We start from the raw sequence: 17,667 nt of genomic DNA on the forward strand, positions 1-17,667 counted from the left end.
GTGCGGGCTAGGATCTGGCCCATGAGCAGCGGCGACGTCCTGCGAGCCGGGCCCGAGGGGCCGGTCGAGGACGCGACGGCGACCGTGCTCCTCGTCGAGGACGACGACGGGGACGCGCTGCTCGTCACGGAGCTGCTCGAGGACGCGGGGGTCGAGGTCGCGCTGCGCCGCGCGCGCTCCGTCGCGGAGGCGGTGGAGGCGCTAGCTCGACCTGGCGGTGTCCCCGGGGTGGACTGCGTGCTCCTGGACCTCGGCCTGCCCGACGCCGTGGGGCTCACGGCGATCGAGCGGCTCCGGGAGGTCGCCGAGCGGGTCCGGGACGTCCCGGCCCTGGTCGTGCTCACCGGCCTCACGGGGGGAGACCAGGGGCTGCGTGCCGTGGCCGCAGGGGCCGACGACTACCTGGTCAAGGGCGAGACCGACGCGCGCCTGCTGGGTCGGTCGCTGCGCTACGCGCTGCAGCGGCGCCGTTCCGCCGCGCAGCAGCGCGCGCTGTACCGGAGCGCGGTCCGCGCCGAGGAGACGGCGCGGCTCGAGCGGGCGTTGCTGCCCAAGCCGCTCGTCGGGGACGAGAAGGTGTCGGTGATGGTCGGCTACCTGCCGGGCGGCGGCGGGCTGCTCGGCGGCGACTTCTTCGACACGGTGGAGCGGCCCGACGGGTCCATCCTGTCGGTGGTGGGCGACGTCGCGGGGCACGGCCCCGACGAGGCGGCCCTGGGCGCTACCCTCCGCACGGCCTGGCGCACCCTGGTCCTCACCGGGGCGCCGCCAGAGCGCATCCTCGAGCAGCTCGAGCGGGTGCTCCTGACGGAGCGCGCCCGCCCGGAGGTCTTCGTGACGCTCTGCCAGGTGGTCGTGACGTCGGACCGGACCGCCGTCGACCTCTACCTGGCCGGGCACCTCCCGCCCCTGCTCATCACGGGCCCGGTGGGCGGGCTGCGCTGCGAGGCGCTGTCGCCGGCGGGCCGCGGGCGCGCGCTAGGGGTCCCGGTCGACGGCGGGTGGGAGCCGCGTCGCATCGCCCTCCACGGACCCTTCGCCCTCATGCTGTATACGGACGGCCTGGTCGAGGCGGAGATCAGCGCCGCCGACGTCCCATCAGCGCAGGCCGCCGGCGAGCCGATGCTGGACGGGCTGGGCAAGGACGCGCTCGGCCTGGTCGCCCTTCAGGTTCAGCGCCCCGCCCGCCCCGGCCCGCTGCGGCGGCGCGTGCCGCGGCTCGGGCAGTCCGGGCTGCACGAGCTCGTCCGGGAGGAGCTGGAGCGGCACGGCATCGTCGGAGTGGTGGAGCGGGTGCTGCGTCGGGTGCGCGCGCTGCACGGCGGGCCGCTCACGGACGACGCGGCCATGCTCGTCGTCGGCTGGACCGGTCGCGGCAACTCCGTGGTGGGGGAGCGGTCCTCGACGCTCGCGGACTCGGCCGAGTGGGCGCGCCCGTGACGGACCAGCGCAGCCTGCGCGACGTCGTCCTGCGTCTGCTCCTCGTCGTCGGTGCGGTGCTCCTGCTCGCGCTCGGGGTGGCGCTCGTCGCCATCCAGCGCTCCCTGGCGCTGCTGCGCGTGGGCGCCGGGGACGAGGCGATGGACGCGGCGCACGCGTGGAACCGCACGCTGCTGGCCGTGGTGATCGTGCTCGTGCTGCTCGTCGTCCTGATGGGCCTGTTCATGTGGCGTGCGCTGCAGCGCGGCGTGACGGGCCCGCTGGCCCGTCTGACCGCGTCCGTCCGGGCCGCGAGCACCGGCGCGCACGAGCACGAGATCCGGGTCGAGGGCACCGGCGAGGTCGCGGCGCTCGCGGCCGACGTCGAGCACATGCGCCGCGAGCTCGTGCAGCAGGTGGCCGAGGTGCGCGCCTCCCACACCGAGACCGAGCAGGCGCACGCCCGGCTGGCCGAGCAGACGCGCGAGCTGGCGCGGTCGAACCAGGAGCTCGCGAGGTCGAACCGCGACCTCGAGCAGTTCGCCTACGTCGCCTCCCACGACCTCCAGGAGCCGTTGCGCAAGGTCGCGAGCTTCACGCAGCTGCTGCAGAAGCGCTACGGGGACCAGCTCGACGACCGCGCCGACCAGTACATCGCGTTCGCGGTCGACGGTGCGCGGCGCATGCAGCGGCTCATCCAGGACCTGCTGAGCTTCTCGCGCGTGGGGCGGTCGGGAAGCCCGCCCGAGCAGGTCGACCTCGAGCAGGTCCTCGAACAGGTGCGGCACGACCAGGGGGAGCGGATCGCGGAGGCGGGCGCCCGGGTGACCCACGACCCGCTGCCGGTGGTGCGGGGCGAGCGGGCGCTCCTCGCGATGCTGCTCGGCAACGTGATCGGCAACGCGGTGAAGTTCCGCGACCCGGGGCGCCCGCCGCACGTCCACCTGTCCGCACGCCGGTTGTCCGCGCCGGGGGAGGGCTGGGAGATCTCGTGCACGGACAACGGGATCGGCATCGACCCCCAGTACGCCGAGCGCGTCTTCGTCATCTTCCAGCGGCTGCACCCCAAGGACGTGTACTCCGGCACCGGCATCGGGCTCGCACTGGTGAAGCGGGTGGTGGAGCACCACGGCGGGCGGGTGTGGCTCGAGCCCACGGACGGCGGGGGGACCACGGTCCGCTGGACCCTCCCGGACGGTGACGAGGCATCGGAGGCCGTCGTCGGTTAGGCTCGGTGCACGTCGCTGACCTGCGAAGACGTGCGAAGTCGCAGGTCAACGGGCGGCGGGACCGACGGCAAGGAGTGGGAATGACAGACCAGCAGGCAGGCATCGAGGTCCTGCTCGTCGAGGACGACCCCGGGGACGTGCTCATGACCCGTGAGGCGTTCGAGGAGCACAAGGTCGCGAACCGGCTCTCGGTGGTCTCGGACGGGGTCAGCGCGATGGAGTTCCTGCGCAAGGAGGGCGAGCACGCCCAGGCGCCGACGCCGGACCTCGTCCTGCTGGACCTCAACCTGCCCCGGATGGACGGCCGCGAGGTGCTCGCGGCCGTGAAGGACGACCCGCGGCTCAAGCACATCCCCGTCGTGGTACTCACGACGTCGGAGGCCGAGGAGGACGTGCTGCGCTCGTACTCCCTGCACGCGAACGCGTACGTGACGAAGCCGGTCGACTTCGACCGATTCATCCAGGTGGTCCGCGAGATCGACGATTTCTTCGTCACGGTGGTGCGGCTCCCGCGACGCTGAGGGCCCTCGGGAAGGATCCGGGCGGTGGCACGGTTGTGCCTCGTGCGGGCGGGAGTCCGCCCGAGCCGTGCACGTCGGTACCTGAGGAGGAACCCGTTGCTGGACCCGCAGAGCATCTACGAGGTCGACGAGGCCGCCGTCGCGCGCGCCCTGCCCCACCGTGGGCCGGACGCGCAGCCGACCGGCGACGGGCCGGTGCTGCTGCACGCCCTGGACGGGTTCGTCGACGCCGGCTCCGCGGCCGAGGTCGCCGTGGAGCACCTCACCAAGGAGCTGACCACCACGCGCGTCGTGACCTTCGACGTGGACCAGCTGCTCGATTACCGCTCGAAGCGGGTGGGGATGACGTTCGACGCCGACCGGTGGTCGTCGTACGACGAGCCGTTCCTGGCGGTCGACCACCTGGTCGACCGGGAGGGCACGGGCTTCCTGCTGCTGCACGGGTCCGAGCCCGACCTGCAGTGGGAGCGCGTCGCCGCGGCGGTGAAGACGCTCGTGGAGCGCTTCGACGTCTCCTTGACCGTCGGCTTCCACGGGATCCCGATGGGCGTTCCCCACACCCGGCCGCTGTCGCTCACGGCGCACGGGACGCGGCCGGGCCTGGTCGAGGACTACACGTCGTTCTTCGGCGCCGTGCGTGTGCCGGGCTCGATGGCCGCCCTGCTCGAGTACCGCCTGGGCGAGGCCGGCTACGACGCCATCGGGTTCACCGTGCACGTGCCGCACTATCTCGCCCAGTCCCGGTACACGCCGGCGGCGGTGGTCGCGCTGCGGCACGTCGAGCGCGCCACGGGCCTCGACCTGGCGACGGGTCGCCTGGCGGAGGCCGCGGCGGACGCGACGATCGAGGTCGAGAAGCAGGTGGGCGAGTCGACCGAGGTCAAGGCCGTGGTGCAGGCGCTCGAGGAGCAGTACGACGCGTTCACGCGGTCCGTCGGGCGCCCCTCCCTGCTCGCCGAGCAGGCGCCGCTGCCGACGGCCGAGGAGCTCGGCGCGGAGTTCGAGCGGTTCCTGGCCCACCAGGACGACGATTGACGGGTCCCGGGGCTCCCGGTCCGTTCTGGCACCCGGGCGTGATGTCGCGACCGTCCCGGTTGGTCGTCGCGCGGCGTCCGTGGCATACCCGTGTGGTCCGTGCCACACTGACCGCGTTGCAGGAGCGCGCTTCCGGAGGATCGGCGGCGGGCTCGCGCAGCGACAGGCTGCCGTCCGGTACGCCCGTGACCGTGTGGACGGAAGGTCGAAGGATCAGCATGGCGCAGGGTTCTGTGAAGTGGTTCAACGCCGAGAAGGGCTTCGGTTTCATCGCGCAGGACGACGGCGGCGCCGACGTCTTCGTGCACTACTCCGCGATCGAGACGCAGGGGTACCGCTCCCTGGACGAGGCCCAGCGGGTCGAGTTCGAGATCACCCAGGGTCCCAAGGGCCCGCAGGCGGAGCGGGTCGTCCCGCTCTGAGGTACTGATCTGCCTGACGGCGGCCGCGTCCCCGATGGGGGCGCGGCCGCCGTCGTTGCGGGGCCCTTCAGATGCCCGCGAACTCAGATACCCGCGACCTGATGCCCGCGAACTGATGCCCGCGAACTGATGCCCGCGAACTCAGATGCCCGCGAACTCAGATGCCCGCGAACCGCGCGAGCTCGTCGCCGACGAGGAGCCGAGTCGGGACCGGAAGGCTGCGCAGCCCGCGAGCGAGGGCCGGGTCGTGCAGGTCGACCGCCGGAGAGAGGTCGGCCTCGCCGGCCGGCGCGGACCGCACCGCGGCGAGCACGACGTTCCCGTAGCGGCGGCCCTTGAGGATGGCCGGCTCGGCGACGACCCCGAGGCGTCCGTCGCCCGCCCCTTCGTCGCCGAAGACCTCCGCGAGCGTGCCGATCTCGCGGCGGGCGAGGTGCAGCGGCGGGCGGTCCGCGCAGTTGGCGAGGAGCACCCCGCCGGGCCGGAGCACCCGGTGCGCGGCGGCCGCGAACTCCGCGTCCGCGAGGTGCTCGGGAGTGCTGTCGCCGGCGAACACGTCGCGGACGACGACGTCGAACGACTGCGGCGGGAGGGTCCCGAGGGCATGGCCGGCGTCGTCGGCTCGCAGCCGCAGCCGCGGTGCACGAGGCAGCGCGAACCAGGCCCGCACGAGCTCGAGCAGGCGTGCGTCGACGTCGACGCCGAGCTGGCGCGAGCCGGGCCGCTCGTGCTCCACGGCGCGGGCCAGGGCGCACCCGGCCGCGCCGAGGTGCAGCACCCGCAGCGGTCCGGCCGGCATCGTGGCCATCACGGTCGCCATCTGCTGCATGTACTCGAAGGCGAGGAACCCGGGGTCCGCGAGGTCGAGCGCCGAGCTGGGCACGCCGTTGACGTGCAGCGTCACGTGGTCCGGGTGGTCGGGGTCGCGCTCGACGCGCGCGGTCCCGGTGTCGATCGGCACCTCGCCGTCCGGCAGTGTCGGTGCGTCGGTGGATGCTGGGTGGCGTCGACCGGACCGGCGGTCGGGGCGGGAGCCCCCTCGGGGCGAACGGGACATGGGACCAGTCTCCCCGGTCCATCGCCCGGCCGGGCCGGCCGGCCGCCGGTTGACAGGAGTCGAACGGGTGTTCGACACTGACGAGGGCGCGGCGAAGGTCGCGGAGCACGGGAGGTGCAGGATGTCGGCTCGCACGAGATCTGCCAGGACGGCGGGTGGCCGTGGCCCCGCCGTCGTAGGCGCCCTGCCGCCGAGCCCCGAGGTGACGCGGCTCCTGGACCGGTCGGACGCAGAGCTCGCGGCGGCGACGAACGCAGTCGATCCTGCCCAGCGCTTCGTGCACGCGCATCTGGCTGCGCTCCGGGCGGCGGCTGCGGTGGTGGCGCTGCGGGGTCGCCCCTCGGTCCGCAGCCGTGCGCGATCGGTGTGGGACATGCTGGCCCTCGTGGAGCCGGGCCTCGCCGCGTGGTCGGGTTACTTCGCCGCGGGCGCGCGGGTGCGGGCGGCGGTCGAGGCGGGGCTCGAGCCGGAGGTCGACGAGCGTCGTGCCGCGGAGCTGGTCGCGTGCGCGGAGGACTTCCGGGACGAGGTCGGGCTGCTCGTCGACCCGCGTGCCGGCTTCGCGCGGCCGCTCGCGGTCGCGCCGGCGGCGGCGTCGTGAGTCGCGGCCCGCGGGCCGTCGGCGCGTTCCGCGACTGGGGTTCCGACGAGTCGGGCACCTCCGTCCTGCACGTCGACATGGATGCGTTCTTCGCCTCGTGCGAGGTCGTCCGCCGTCCGGAGCTGCGGGGTCGGGCGGTGATCGTCGGCGGCCGGGAGCGCGGCGTCGTCCTCGCGGCCACCTACGAGGCGAGGGCCTTCGGCGTCCGGTCGGCGATGTCGATGGCCGCCGCGCTGCGGCTGTGCCCGCACGCCGTGGTCGTGCCGCCGGACCACCACCTGTACCACGAGGTCTCCGAGTCGATGATGGCCCTGCTGTCCACGGTCACCCCGTTGGTCGAGCGTGTGTCGGTCGACGAGGCCTTCCTCGACGTGAGCGGAGCGCGCCGCAGGCTTGGTGCTCCGACGGCGATCGCGGCACGGTTGCGGGAACAGGTCTACGCCGAGCACGGGATCACCTGTTCGGTCGGGGTCGCGCAGAACAAGTTCGTGGCCAAGCTCGCGTCGACGCACGCGAAGCCCGACGGGATGATGCTGGTCCCGGCGGACGCCACCGTGCGGTTCCTGCGGACGCTGCCGGTCGGGGCGCTGTGGGGCGTCGGGGAGAAGACGGAGGCCGCGCTCGGGCGGTGGGGCATCGGCACGGTGGCCGAGCTCGCCGACACGGACGTGCCGACGCTCCAGGCGGCCGTAGGCAGCGTCGTCGGCGCCCACCTCCACGACCTCGCGTGGGGGCGCGATCCGCGTCCGGTCGTCCCGGGCCGCGAGGAACGGAGCGTGGGGGCCGAGACCACGTTCGAACGGGACCTGTGGGACCTGGGCGCGGTGGAGCAGCGGGTGCTCGAGCTCGCCGACCGTGTCGCGGCGCGGATGCGTCATCAGGGTGTCGTGGCGCGCACCGTGGCGATCAAGGTGCGCACGAGCGACTTCCGCACCTTCAGCCGGTCGCGGACACTGCCCGCGCCCACGGACGTGGCGCGGGTGATCTTCTTGGTCGCGCGCGAGCTGCTGGCCGCGGCGGAGCTGCGCGGGCTTCCCGTGCGGTTGGTCGGGGTGCGCGGGGAGAACCTGCAGGTCAGGACCGGTCTTGCGGAGCAGATGACGCTCGATGAGGCGGTCGATCCGCGCCAGGAGGCGAGGCGCGAGGCCGAGTTGGCGCTCGACGCGGTGCGCGAACGGTTCGGAAGTTCGGCGATCAGCCTCGGCGCCGCCGCGCGGCGGCGACCGAGTCCGCCCCCGCCGACTACCGTGCCGGGCAACGCAGGCATATCCTGAGGGAGTTCATGTTCCACCGCGAGACCCGGGGGGACTCGATGCCTCTGTCCGAGTACGAGCAGCGAGTGCTGGAGCAGATGGAGCGCGCGCTGAGCAGCGACGATCCCCGTCTGGCGAACACGCTGCAGCAGGCGCGCCGCCGGTCGCCACTGCGTTATGTCCTGGCCGGTGTCGGAGTGGTCGCGGGCCTGCTGCTGCTCGTGCTCGGTGCCGCCACGTCGCAGGCATGGGTGGGAGTCGTCGGCTTCGTGCTCATGTTTGCCGGGGTGGCGTACGCGTTCGCCGCACCCCGCAAGACGGGCCCCGTGGGAGTGGCCCGCCCCGACGGTACGGTCGACCCGACGACGAACCCCGACCGGGCACGTCCCGGCCGGACCACGACGAGGCCCGCCGCCCCGCCGAAGAAGGAGGGCTTCCTGACGCGGCTCGAGGAGCGTTGGGAGCGCCGTCGCGACCAGGGTCGCTGACCCGGGCCTGCTCGCTCGGCCTGGGCGTCAGCTCGGGCCGGGCGTCAGTTCGGGCCGGGCGTCAGTTCGGGCCGGGTGTCAGTTCGGGCCGGGCGTCAGCGGGCGCCGAGGCGTTCGCCGAGCCCCGCCATCACCGACTCCGCGAGCCGTTCGAGCTCGGCGGGGTCCGTGGGGTGGGGCTCGCGGGCATAGCGGCTCGACTCTGCGGCGTCCGCGAGGACCGTCAGGTCGTCGAGCACCTCCGGGGGGAGCGACCGGCCCGACCGTGATGTGACGGCGGTGGCGATCGCCCCCGGGGCGCGGCGGAGCGTCGTGGCGGGAGGCAGCTCAACACCCTCGGCGGCGAGAGCTCCGAGCACCTGCTGCCAGGCCAGCTCCGGGTCGAGCTCCTGCGCCGCGCGTCGCCGACGTGCCAGGAGCAGGACCAGCACGCCGGCCAGACCCACGACGAGCGCACCGGACGTGAACCACACCCAGGCAGGCAGGCCCGTGTCGACGACCGGGTTAACCGCGGTGCCGGTGGACGACGTCGGCGACACGTCCTGGCTCGGATCGCTCCCCGCCGTCGGCCGTCGGTCGCGGAGCTGGTCAGATGTCGGGACCGCGGCCGGGTCGCCCTGCACCCTCGGCATCGTGTACGCGGGGGCGCTGCCGGTCTGCTGTGCGGGGGTGGGCTCGAACCGCACCCAGCCGGTGCCGGGGAAGTAGATCTCGGGCCACGCGTGCGAGTCCTGGCCGGTGATCTCCCAGCTCGTCTCGCCTGTGCGGGCGCCGGGCAGGTATCCGACGGCCAGGCGCGCCGGGATGTCGAGCGAGCGGGCCATGACCACCATCGTGGTCGCGAACTGGATGCAGTACCCCGTGCGGTGCTGCAGGAAGTCCCAGACGGGGTCGCCGGTGCCCCCGCGGGGGATCGTGGTGGAGTAGGTGAAGCGGCTCGGGTCGCGCAACCACCGCTGGAGCGCCACGGCCTGGTCATACGGATTGTCGGCGTCGTCCACCACGTCCCGTGCCGCCTGCTCCACGTCGCCCGCGTGCGCCGTCTCGGGCAGCTGCGTGTACACGTCGTCGAGGTCGGCGGCGGGCGCGTCGCGCAGGGCGCGCGGGTCGAGCTCGCGCTCGTGGACCGTCAGGGCGTAGCCGTCGCCGGAGTCGGTGAGCCCGCCGACGACCTCGTCGCGGGCGGGGTCGTAGCCCCAGTCGCCGCCGCCGACGGCCTGGGCGTCGACCGCGCGCGGGTCGATTGGCAGTGGCAGCTTGTCGTCGCGCAGCTCGCCGATGTCGACGGCAACCTGGCGGACCGCGCTCTGCCCGGCGGGCGGGTCCTCGGGCCAGAGCACGTCGCCCGGGGAGAACTCCCGGCCGCCGCGCTCCTCGCCGCGCTGCCAGCGCCGGCCGTCGAACGCGGTCGCCGTGTAGCTGCGCAGGGGCCCGACATCGGTGTCCGTCCCGGTGTCGTAGGCGAGCACGACGGCGTCCGAGCGGTCCGTGAGGCTGCGCAGGATGTCGAGGTCCTCGGCCAGCCGGATCGTGTCGCCGGTGGTGGTGAACGCCCGGTACCAGCCGGCGGGCCCGCCCGGCAGGGCGGCGGACGCCGTCCCGACGAGCCCGGCGACCACGGCGAGGACGGCCGCGGCGGCTGTGGTGGCGACCGCGCGCGACCGCTCTGCGCGACGCACCGGGGCGGGGGTGCGTTCCGGACGCCGGGCCCGTGGGGCCAGCGGGCCGTCGACGGTGAGCAGGAGCAGCAGCGCGGTGACCGTCACGAGGAACACGCCCCACGGCACCCTGCCGGTGAGCACGAGCGGGGGGCACCAGAGCGCGAGCAGCGGCGCGCCGACCGCCGCGGGGCGGCGCAGGGCGCCGGCGAGGATGTCGGCGAGCAGCAGCACCAGGAGGGTGCCCCCCACGGTGAGCAGGCCCATCGGGACGCTGCCTGCGACGGGTGCCACCTCGGAGCGCGCGATCTCCCCGCCCTCGCCGAGCCGCGTGACCACGCGGGCGAAGTGTTCCGGCGTGACGATGAACGTCGGGTCGGCGGTGGGCCCGCCGAACCGGGCGAGCACGAACCAGGCGGCGACGACGGCCCCGAGAAGGGTGGGCAGGGCCGAGCCCGACTCGCGCGCGCGCCGGCCCTGCGCGCGGGCCCGGCGCTCGAGCAGGACGCGGGTCGTGACCGTCGTCGCGGAGACGAGGACGATCCCGACCAGCCCGGCCCGCGTCCAGCCGCCCGCCAGCACGACAGTCGTGAGAGAGAGCATCGATGCGGCCACCGCGACCGCGACGAGCACGCCCGACGCGACGATGCGGGTCGTGGGGCCGGCGTGGGCGGGGATCATGCGATGCCCTCCGCGAGGAGCGCCCACGCGTGCTCGGGCGGCGTCCCGGGCCGGCAGGTGGTGACGCGCCATCCCGCGGCGCGCAGCTCCGTGACGGTCCGGTCGGCGGGGCCGGCCGCGCGACCGTCCTGCGTGCGACCGTCCGTGGGCGCGACCACCACGGCCCAGCAGGTGCCCTCGACGCCGAGCTCGGCGACCTCGCGGAGGGCGGCGTCGGGCAGCACGCCGAGGATGGCCACCGTGATCTCGTCCTGGGAGCGTGTCGTGCGCAGCGCCCGGACGGTGGTGAGGGTGGCGCGCTCCGCGTCGGCACCGCCGCGGTGCCCCTGCAGGTCGACCGTCGAGTCGAGGATTGCCGCGCGCCCGGTCCGCGCGCCCGCGGCGAAGGGCGTCGGTGCCGGCCCCGCTCCCGTCGGCACGAGCCGTGCCGGGTGTCCGGCGTCGAGGAACGACAGGGCGATCGAGGCGGCGAGCTCCACCGACATCTCGCCCTCCGCGAGGGTGCGCACGCCGCGGGGCGTGGGCCACGCGCCGTTCCGGGAGTCCACCGGGGGCGGGAGCAGCGACCGGTCGAGCAGAACGGTCACGGGGCGCACGCCCGCGCTCTCGTCGGCGCGGACCATGAGGCGGCCCTGCCGGGCGGACCCGGCCCAGTGGACGCGGCGGGGGTCGTCGCCGGCGACGTACTCGCGCAGCACCGAGTCGTCGGTCGACGCGAGCCGTGCACCGGTCGCGGCCCGTTCGACCTCGCCCAGCACGCGCGTGCGGGTGGGGAGCTCGACGGTGCGGGGCCACACCGCGACGCGCGTCGCGACGCCCAGGGGTTGCGTGGTGCGGACCAGACCGAACGCGTCGGTCCGGGTGGTCAGCAGGGGCCCGAGCGGCCAGCGCCCGCGCCGCGACGGGGTGAGCGCGTAGGAGACCGCGATGCGGTCCGCGTGCGCCGTCACGCGGGCCCGGATGCCGTGCGGCCCGGCGAGCTCGTGCGCCGCCTGCTCGGACAGGCGCAGGCGAGCGAGGCGCTCGTACGCGGCGCCGGTGCGGGCCCGGGCCCCGACGACGAGGCGGACCGCGGCGGACTGGTCGCGCACGACCGGGTTCGGGGTGAGCTCGCGCGTGACGTCCAGCGCTCCGCGGCCGGCGTCGAGCCGCTGCGCGCCCATGAGGGCCCAGGCGAGCAGGACGGCGAGCGCGGCGGCAGCGCCGAGCCCGACGACGTCGGGCAGCTCGAGCAGCGCTCCCGTCACGCCGAGCACAGCGCCCGCGCACAGGAGCGCGAGGCCGCGGCGGGTGGGCCGCACCCGGGCGAGGCGTCCCAGCGCCGGGTGCTCGGTCTTCGGCGTGGCCGTCGTGGCGGTCGTGGCGCCCGGGGGTGTGTCGCGAGGGGTGCCGCCCTCGACGCGACCGACAGGGCGGTCCGTGGCGACGTCGCCGGTCATGGTCGGCGCCTCACCGACCGCGCTCGCGCGTGGGGCGCGAGAAGGACGCGGGAGGCGGTGGCGACCGGACCGCCCGGACCTGGCCGCCCGGCACGGCCGTGCGCTGGACGATCTCGTCGATCACGCCCTGGGCGGTCACGCCCCCGAGCCGCGACTCGGTGCTGAGGATGAGACGGTGCGCGAGGACCGGGGTCGCGAGTTCCTGCACGTCGTCGGGCAGCACGTGGTCCCGGCCGGACATCGCCGCCGTGGCCTTGGCGACGCGCAGCAGCTGGAGCGAGGCGCGGGGCGAGGCGCCGAGCCGGAGACCGTCGTGGGTGCGCGTCGCGCCGACGAGGTCGAGGACGTACTGCTTCACGGCCGGCGCGGCGTAGACGGCCCGGACCAGGCGTGCGTACCGCACCATGTCGTCGCCGGTCGTGACGGGTGACAGGTGGGAGAGCGGGTCGGACACCTCCTGGCGGTCCAGCATCTGCATCTCGGCGTCGTTGTCCGGGTAGCCGACGGTCAGCCGGGCCATGAAGCGGTCGCGCTGGGCCTCGGGCAGCGGGTACGTGCCCTCCATCTCCACCGGGTTCTGGGTCGCGACGACGAGGAACGGGCGCGGCAGCATGTGCGTGGTGCCGTCGATGGTCGTCTGACCCTCCTCCATGCACTCCAGGAGCGCGGACTGCGTCTTGGGGGAGGCGCGGTTGATCTCGTCGCCGATCACGACGTTGTTGAAGACCGGTCCCGGCCGGAACTCGAAGTCGTGGGTGCCGGTGCGGAAGATGTTGACGCCCGTGAGGTCGCTGGGCAGCAGGTCGGGTGTGAACTGGATGCGACCGACCTGGCAGTCGACGCTGCGGGCGAGCGCCTTCGCGAGCGTCGTCTTGCCGACTCCGGGGACGTCCTCGATCAACAGGTGACCCTCGGCGAGGAGGACTGCGACCGTCGTGTCGGCCAGCCCGCGGCGCCCCGAGACGACCGAGTCCACCGCGTCCCGGACGCGGCCGGTGGCGGCCACGAGCTCGTCGAGACCGCGGGCCAGGGCGTCCGGGCCGAGCTCGTCGTCCGGCCGGGTGCGACCCTCGGCGTCCTCCGTCTCCGTGCGGGCGCCGGCGAGCGTGGGGGAGACGGGTTCTGGGTGCACGGGTGACCTCCGGTTCACGTGCTCATGACGGTTCTCGCAGCCTAGTGGAATCGCGACCGGACGTGACGACGATCACCCGATCCACGTCGCTCCACGTCGCTCCACGGGCCGCTCGCCGCAGGGCGTCGCGCCGGTGTCGACCGTTGCCTGGAGGCGGCGGGAGGCGGCGGGAGGCGCCTGCCGGGGCGGTGCGGTCACCCGGTCGCGCCTCCACGGCGCACGCCCTCCATCCCGCTCCACCCGGGCTCTGTACGGCTGACCTGCGGCGATGTGTGAACCGCGGGTGAGATGGGGAGCCCTACCCATCCTTGACCGCGCCTGGTGGAGCAAAGTGGAGTAGCGTGGAGCATGCGGGAGCCCGAGGGGAGGTGCCGGCCGTGGCAGGACTGGAGGACGCGTTTCCTGGGGTCGGGCTGCTGCTGGGCACCTACACCCCCAAGCTCGACGAGAAGGGCCGGCTCATCCTCCCGGCGAAGTTCCGCGCCCGACTCGCTCCCGGTCTCGTCATGACGAGGGGGCAGGAGCGTTGCCTCTTCCTACTCCCCATGGACGAGTTCGGCCGCATGTACGAGCAGGTCCGGCAGGCTCCGGTGACCAGCCGGCAGGCGCGCGACTACCTCCGCGTGTTCCTGTCGGGCGCGAGCGACGAGCTGCCGGACAAACAGGGCAGGGTCGTCGTCCCGCCCGCCCTGCGCGCGTACGCCGGCCTCGACCGGGACGTCGCCGTCATCGGCGCCGGCACCCGGGTGGAGGTCTGGGACCGGACGACGTGGGAGAGCTACCTGGCCGAGCAGGAGTCGTCGTACTCCGAGACGTCCGAGCAGATCTTCCCGGACCTGCAGTTCTGAGCACCACCGACAACCGCAGAGCAACAGGGCACCCCGCACACCGGGTGCCACCGGGCCCCGCACGGCGAGGCCTCCTCCCGCGAGGGTCTGGCGTACTTCCCCGGCGCCAGAACGACGCGGAGGGAGACCTGGCCGGACGGGGCCCGACGACCAGCCGGCACGAGACCGCGACACGAGAGACAGCGAGAGGAGACCACCGATGAGCCCGACCCACGACGCCCGCCCCACCGGGGACCGGCACCGGCCCGTGCTGCTGCAGCGCTGCGTCGACCTCCTCGCGCCGGCCCTCACGGAGCCGGGCAGCGTGCTGGTCGACTGCACGCTCGGCATGGGCGGTCACACCGAGGCCGTCCTGGAGCAGGTCCCGACGGCGCGCGTCGTCGGGATCGACCGCGACCCGCAGGCGCTCCGCCTCGCCGGGGAGCGGCTCGCCCGCTTCGGCGAGCGGTTCACGCCGGTGCACGCGGTCTACGACGAGATCGGCGACGTGGTGGCGGACCTCGGGCTGAGCGCGGTCCAGGGCGTGCTCATGGACCTCGGGGTCTCGTCGCTCCAGCTCGACGAGGCCGGCCGCGGCTTCGCCTACTCGCAGGACGCGCCGCTGGACATGCGCATGGACCAGACGCGCGGGATCACCGCGGCCGAGGTGCTCAACACCTACGACGAGCGTGCTCTCGCCCGGGTGCTGCGCGAGTACGGCGAGGAGCGGTTCGCTCCGCGCGTCGCGCGCGCGATCGTGCGGCGCCGTGCGGAGCGTCCCTGGGAGCGCACGGCCGAGCTGGCCGACGTCGTGCGCGCGTCCATCCCCGCGGCCGCGCGTCGGACCGGCGGCAACCCCTCCAAGCGCACCTTCCAGGCGCTGCGGATCGAGGTGAACGGCGAGCTCGAGGCGCTCGAGCGCGCGGTGCCCGCCGCGATCGAGGCGCTCGCGGTGGACGGGCGGATCGTCGTGGAGTCCTACCAGTCGCTGGAGGACCGCATCGTGAAGCGGGCCCTGGCCCGGGGGACGACGTCGAGCGCCCCGGCGGGCCTGCCCGTCGAGCCGGAGACGCACAAGCCCTACCTCGAGGCCCTGACGCGGGGCGCCGAGGAGGCCGACGAGGCGGAGCTGGTGCGCAACCCGCGGGCCGCCTCGGTGCGGCTGCGCGCCGCCCGCCGCGTGCGCCCCACCCCTGCCCACCTGAAGACCAGCTCGCGACAGTCGAGCTCGCGACAGTCCAGCTCGCGACAGACCAAGGAGGACCGCCGATGAGTGCCCTGCGTGCCCCCGCCACCCCCGGGACCCGTCCCGCCGCCCCGCCGCGCCGCGCGCCGCTCACCTCGCTGCCCGGCGGCGGCGCCACCGCCGACCGCGGGCGCAGGCTCGACGCGGTCCGCGCGCCCCTCCAGGCGACGTCGGGCGTGCCGTTCCTCGTCCTGTGCGCCGTCGTGCTCGCGGGGGCGCTGCTCGCCGCGCTCCTGCTGAACACGACGATGGCCCGCGGGTCCTACGAGGCGGCCCGCCTGCAGGCCCAGGTCGGGCTGGTCGCCCAGGACGTCGAGGCGAAGCAGGCGGACCTGCGCGCCAACGAGGCGTCGCTCGCGGATCGGGCCGAGAAGCTCGGCATGGTTCCCGCCGAGGACCCGACGATGATCAGCATCGAGAAGCGTGCCAAGGTCGGGTTCGGCGCGGAGGCGGGCTCCTCGGAGAAGCCGTGAGCGAGCGGCGGAGGTCTCCTGCGCCGCGGTCGGGCGCGGGCTCGACATCCGGGGCTGGGCGCGGCTCGGTCAGCGGTCGTGCGACACGCCCGGCCCCGGCGCGCACGACCCGGGCCGCCTCGCCGCAGACTCGGGGGGTGGCACCTCGACGCACGACAGGGACGACGGCACGCGGCGCGACGGCGTCCGGCCGCGCCACGTCGGGCCCGGCGAAGGCGGGCGCGGCGAAGCGGGACCGCACGTCGAAACGGACGACCGCGCCCGCCCGCCGCACCGGCGGGCGCAGCGCGGTGCGCTCCGGTGGCGGTTCCCCGCCGCGGCCGCGCACCGGGCGTGCGCGGGGCGGCAGGCCCGGAGACCCGGAGCGCCGGCAGCGCTGGATCATGGTGGTCGCGGTGCTCGTCCTGACGGTGTTCGTCGGGCGCCTCGTCCAGGTGCAGATCTTCCAGGGCCCGGCGCTCGCCGCCAAGGCCCAGGACGAACGGACCACGAGCTCCGTGGAGGTCGCGCACCGCGGTGACATCGTGGACGCGAACGGCCGCGTGCTCGCGACGTCCGTGGACCGGTACACGATCTCCGCCGACACCCTGGCGATCCAGAGCTTCCAGGGCGGGCAGCGCGTGGACGCCGCGACGGGCGAGGCGGTGCAGGACGGGGCCCTGGGCATCGCCCAGCTCCTGGCCCCCGTCCTCGACGCGCAGCCGGCGGAGCTCGCGGCCAAGCTCAACGGCGACGACCAGTACGTGATCCTCAAGCGCAACGTCGTGCCCGAGGTGCAGCGGGCGATCGCCAAGCTGAAGCTGCAGGCGTACGTCCGCACGGAGCTGACGTCGCGCCGCACCTACCCGTCCGGCGTGGTCGCGGGCACGCTCGTGGGGTACGTCGACCAGGACCAGGTCGGCAAGGGCGGTCTCGAGCGGGCGTACGAGGACGTGCTCGCGGGCACGGACGGCAGCACCACCTTCGAGCGGGGCCGCGACGGCGTCAAGATCCCGAATTCCGCGCGCGACTCCACCCCGGCCGTGCCGGGCGGCGACGTCGAGCTGACGATCGACGCGGACGTGCAGTGGAAGGCGGAGGAGCTGCTCGACGACGCCGTGTCGAAGACCGGCTCGAAGTACGCCATGGCCGTGGTGCAGGACGTGCGCACGGGAAAGGTGCTCGCGGTGGCCGACTCGGGCGACGTCGACCCGAACGACCGGAGCACCTCCGCCGTGGCGAACGGCTCCCGGGCCGTCAAGGACGTCTTCGAGCCCGGCTCCACCGGCAAGGTCATCACCATGGCCGCCGCCCTGGAGGAGGGCTACTGGAAGCCGGACAGCCAGTTCTCCGTGCCGTACCGCTACACCGCGCCCAACGGGGAGAGCTTCAAGGACTCGCACGACCACCCGGTGCAGCAGCTGACCCTCGCGGGGGTGCTGGCGCACTCGTCGAACACGGGCACCGTGCAGGTCGGGGAGAAGATCCCCGCGCAGGTGCGGTACGACTACCTCGGGAAGTTCGGCTTCGGCTCGCCGACGGGCCTGGGCCTGCCGGGCGAGTCGGCGGGCATCATGCCCGACCCGAAGTCTTTCGCGAACGACGCGCGCACCCCGTACACGATCCTGTTCGGCCAGGGCGTGGCCGTGAACGCGATGCAGGCCACGCAGGTCTTCTCGACGGTCGCGAACGGCGGCGTGCGGGTGGAGCCGGGCCTGGTGGCGGGCACGCGCGCCGCGGACGGCACCCTCACGCCATCGGCGGCGCCCGAGAAGACGCGCGTGGTGTCCGAGAAGACCGCCGACTCCGTGATGCGGATGATGGAGTCGGTGACGGGCGAGGAGGGCACCGCCGAGAACGCCCGCGTCCCCGGCTACCGGGTGGCGGGCAAGACCGGCACCGCGCAGATGTGGCTGCCCGGCGGGGGCACCACCTACATGGCCTCGTTCATCGGGGTCGCGCCCGCGGACGACCCGCGCTACACGGTGTCGGTGTTCCTGCGCAGCCCGCAGTCCTCGATCTACGGTGGTGTCGTCGCGGCGCCGGTGTTCAGCGACCTCATGGGGTACACGCTGCAGAAGATGGACGTGCCCCCCAGCAGCGCCCCGGCCGACCCCTACGACCTGACGTGGTGAATGCCGTGGTGACGTCCGTGACGGTCGTCATGCCCGGCACGTCGGGTGCGGGGCCGTCAGCCCGCAAGCGGT

16 protein-coding genes are annotated in these 17,667 nt (G+C 74.4%); 12 read left to right on the plus strand and 4 right to left on the minus strand.

The window, feature by feature from the left end; translation table 11 throughout:
- The first annotated feature begins 21 nt into the window (after positions 1–21).
- The 5 genes from AC1C2V_RS14620 (at position 22) to AC1C2V_RS14640 (ending at position 4,626) form a co-directional block, all read left to right on the plus strand.
- Positions 22–1,440 carry a PP2C family protein-serine/threonine phosphatase gene (locus AC1C2V_RS14620; protein WP_495390352.1) on the plus strand — a complete coding sequence of 473 codons (1,419 nt, stop codon included), beginning with the start codon at positions 22–24 and terminating at the stop codon, positions 1,438–1,440.
- Positions 1,437–2,648 carry a sensor histidine kinase gene (locus tag AC1C2V_RS14625; protein ID WP_495390353.1) on the plus strand — a complete coding sequence of 404 codons (1,212 nt, stop codon included), beginning with the start codon at positions 1,437–1,439 and terminating at the stop codon, positions 2,646–2,648. Before AC1C2V_RS14620 ends, AC1C2V_RS14625 begins: the two co-directional genes overlap by 4 nt.
- Positions 2,649–2,728: 80 nt before the next feature.
- Positions 2,729–3,169: a response regulator gene (locus AC1C2V_RS14630; RefSeq protein ID WP_495390354.1), complete on the plus strand. Its 441-nt coding sequence runs from the start codon at positions 2,729–2,731 to the stop codon at positions 3,167–3,169.
- 96 nt (positions 3,170–3,265) lie between these two features.
- A complete protein-coding gene (locus AC1C2V_RS14635) occupies positions 3,266–4,204 on the plus strand; it encodes a proteasome assembly chaperone family protein (protein WP_495390355.1) in 939 nt (312 codons plus the stop codon).
- A 218-nt stretch (positions 4,205–4,422) separates the two neighbouring features.
- Positions 4,423–4,626 carry a cold-shock protein gene (locus tag AC1C2V_RS14640; RefSeq protein WP_495390356.1) on the plus strand — a complete coding sequence of 68 codons (204 nt, stop codon included), beginning with the start codon at positions 4,423–4,425 and terminating at the stop codon, positions 4,624–4,626.
- A gap of 157 nt (positions 4,627–4,783) precedes the next feature.
- Here AC1C2V_RS14640 and AC1C2V_RS14645 read toward each other — a convergent pair whose 3' ends face one another.
- Positions 4,784–5,587 carry a spermidine synthase gene (locus AC1C2V_RS14645; RefSeq protein WP_495390357.1) on the minus strand — a complete coding sequence of 268 codons (804 nt, stop codon included), beginning with the start codon at positions 5,585–5,587 and terminating at the stop codon, positions 4,784–4,786.
- Positions 5,588–5,885: 298 nt separating this feature from the next.
- Here AC1C2V_RS14645 and AC1C2V_RS14650 point away from each other — a divergent pair, with 298 nt between their 5' ends.
- From AC1C2V_RS14650 to AC1C2V_RS14660, 3 genes are read left to right on the plus strand one after another with little or no spacing between them, the layout of a single operon-like run.
- The gene (locus AC1C2V_RS14650) at positions 5,886–6,284 is read left to right on the plus strand and encodes an SAV_6107 family HEPN domain-containing protein (RefSeq protein ID WP_495390358.1); all 399 of its coding nucleotides are present in this window, start codon (positions 5,886–5,888) and stop codon (positions 6,282–6,284) included.
- A complete protein-coding gene (locus tag AC1C2V_RS14655; protein WP_495390359.1) occupies positions 6,281–7,558 on the plus strand; it encodes a DNA polymerase IV in 1,278 nt (425 codons plus the stop codon). The genes AC1C2V_RS14650 and AC1C2V_RS14655 overlap by 4 nt, the downstream gene beginning before the upstream one ends.
- Before the next feature lie 38 nt (positions 7,559–7,596).
- Positions 7,597–8,025 (plus strand): SCO2097 family morphological protein, encoded by a 429-nt coding sequence (locus tag AC1C2V_RS14660; protein ID WP_495390439.1) that lies wholly within the window; start codon positions 7,597–7,599, stop codon positions 8,023–8,025.
- Between the two features lie 95 nt (positions 8,026–8,120).
- Here the strand turns inward: AC1C2V_RS14660 and AC1C2V_RS14665 are convergent, their stop codons facing one another.
- Genes AC1C2V_RS14665 through AC1C2V_RS14675 form a run of 3 tightly spaced genes read right to left on the minus strand, consistent with a single transcriptional unit; the run spans position 8,121 to position 12,935 of the window.
- Complete coding sequence (locus AC1C2V_RS14665) at positions 8,121–10,364, minus strand: transglutaminase TgpA family protein (protein ID WP_495390360.1); 2,244 nt, start codon at positions 10,362–10,364, stop codon at positions 8,121–8,123.
- Positions 10,361–11,803: a DUF58 domain-containing protein gene (locus AC1C2V_RS14670; protein WP_495390361.1), complete on the minus strand. Its 1,443-nt coding sequence runs from the start codon at positions 11,801–11,803 to the stop codon at positions 10,361–10,363. The genes AC1C2V_RS14665 and AC1C2V_RS14670 overlap by 4 nt, the downstream gene beginning before the upstream one ends.
- A gap of 10 nt (positions 11,804–11,813) precedes the next feature.
- Positions 11,814–12,935 carry an AAA family ATPase gene (locus AC1C2V_RS14675; RefSeq protein ID WP_495390362.1) on the minus strand — a complete coding sequence of 374 codons (1,122 nt, stop codon included), beginning with the start codon at positions 12,933–12,935 and terminating at the stop codon, positions 11,814–11,816.
- 413 nt (positions 12,936–13,348) lie between these two features.
- Between AC1C2V_RS14675 and mraZ the strand changes: the two genes are divergently transcribed.
- From mraZ to AC1C2V_RS14695, 4 genes are all read left to right on the plus strand, one after another.
- On the plus strand, positions 13,349–13,783 hold the full coding sequence (gene mraZ / locus AC1C2V_RS14680; protein ID WP_495390440.1) for a division/cell wall cluster transcriptional repressor MraZ: 435 nt from the start codon (positions 13,349–13,351) through the stop codon (positions 13,781–13,783).
- 199 nt (positions 13,784–13,982) lie between these two features.
- Positions 13,983–15,035, plus strand: coding sequence for a 16S rRNA (cytosine(1402)-N(4))-methyltransferase RsmH (rsmH, locus tag AC1C2V_RS14685; protein ID WP_495390363.1), 1,053 nt, complete (start codon positions 13,983–13,985; stop codon positions 15,033–15,035).
- The gene (gene ftsL / locus AC1C2V_RS14690) at positions 15,032–15,481 is read left to right on the plus strand and encodes a cell division protein FtsL (RefSeq protein ID WP_495390364.1); all 450 of its coding nucleotides are present in this window, start codon (positions 15,032–15,034) and stop codon (positions 15,479–15,481) included. The genes rsmH and ftsL overlap by 4 nt, the downstream gene beginning before the upstream one ends.
- Positions 15,482–15,618: 137 nt before the next feature.
- The gene (locus tag AC1C2V_RS14695) at positions 15,619–17,595 is read left to right on the plus strand and encodes a peptidoglycan D,D-transpeptidase FtsI family protein (RefSeq protein ID WP_495390365.1); all 1,977 of its coding nucleotides are present in this window, start codon (positions 15,619–15,621) and stop codon (positions 17,593–17,595) included.
- Positions 17,596–17,667: the final 72 nt, after the last annotated feature.

This window comes from Isoptericola sp. Y541 (assembly GCF_059445465.1).

What these genes read in the sequence shown, in the direction of transcription:
- AC1C2V_RS14665 (WP_495390360.1), bottom strand. Translation starts at nt 10,364, where the DNA reads ATGATCCCCGCCCACGCCGGCCCCACGACCCGCATCGTCGCGTCGGGC.
- AC1C2V_RS14640 (WP_495390356.1), top strand. Translation starts at nt 4,423, where the DNA reads ATGGCGCAGGGTTCTGTGAAGTGGTTCAACGCCGAGAAGGGCTTCGGT.
- AC1C2V_RS14620 (WP_495390352.1), top strand. Translation starts at nt 22, where the DNA reads ATGAGCAGCGGCGACGTCCTGCGAGCCGGGCCCGAGGGGCCGGTCGAG.
- AC1C2V_RS14670 (WP_495390361.1), bottom strand. Translation starts at nt 11,803, where the DNA reads ATGACCGGCGACGTCGCCACGGACCGCCCTGTCGGTCGCGTCGAGGGC.
- ftsL (WP_495390364.1), top strand. Translation starts at nt 15,032, where the DNA reads ATGAGTGCCCTGCGTGCCCCCGCCACCCCCGGGACCCGTCCCGCCGCC.
- AC1C2V_RS14660 (WP_495390439.1), top strand. Translation starts at nt 7,597, where the DNA reads ATGCCTCTGTCCGAGTACGAGCAGCGAGTGCTGGAGCAGATGGAGCGC.
- rsmH (WP_495390363.1), top strand. Translation starts at nt 13,983, where the DNA reads ATGAGCCCGACCCACGACGCCCGCCCCACCGGGGACCGGCACCGGCCC.
- AC1C2V_RS14630 (WP_495390354.1), top strand. Translation starts at nt 2,729, where the DNA reads ATGACAGACCAGCAGGCAGGCATCGAGGTCCTGCTCGTCGAGGACGAC.